The sequence below is a fragment of the Mesorhizobium sp. M7A.F.Ca.US.007.01.2.1 genome, from assembly GCF_003998165.1.
GTDB classification, from domain to species: Bacteria; Pseudomonadota; Alphaproteobacteria; order Rhizobiales; family Rhizobiaceae; genus Mesorhizobium; species Mesorhizobium ciceri.
In genome coordinates this window covers 1-540 of record NZ_RZQP01000523.1, presented here as the reverse complement: position 1 = coordinate 540, position 540 = coordinate 1, and the positions used below count along the sequence as shown (strand labels likewise).

At 70.2% G+C, this 540-nt stretch carries 1 pseudogene; it reads right to left on the bottom strand.

Features of this window, described 5'->3' with window-relative positions:
- Positions 1 to 540 (bottom strand): annotated as a pseudogene (locus EN949_RS35585) (hypothetical protein); the annotation flags it as partial.

Below are 540 nucleotides of genomic sequence, written 5' to 3'. Positions count from 1 at the left end.
CCGACACACCCACCAGGCCGCCAATGGCAATGGCGCCGCCGCCATTGCCGCCGCCGCCGCCGACCGACTGTGCGATGATGCCGCTAGCGGAACGGCCGTTCGTCTCGACGGTCACACCGTTGCCGGCCTGATTGACGTTGACCACGCCACCCTTGCCGCCAGTGCCGCCGCCACCGCCGATGGCGACCGAAATTGCAGGCGCTACGCCGATGGCGTAGCCGCCATTGCCGCCGCCACCGCCGACCGACTGGATCAGAATGCCATGCGCGCCGTCGCCGCCGTTTCCATCGACGCCGGTCTTGATGACGCCGCCAATATTGCCGGTCGCCGTATCGCCCTGGCCGCCACCGCTTGCCTTGCCACCGATCGACACGAGACCGATGGCGCCGCCGCCATCGCCGCCGCCGCCGCCCACCGACTCGACCAGCATGCCGATGGCGCCCAGGCCACTGGTGGTGATGTTGCCGGTGTTGGTCCCCGTGGCTGCCCGGCCGTCATTGCCATCCGTACCCGCGCCGCCACCGCCGAACAGACCTAGAC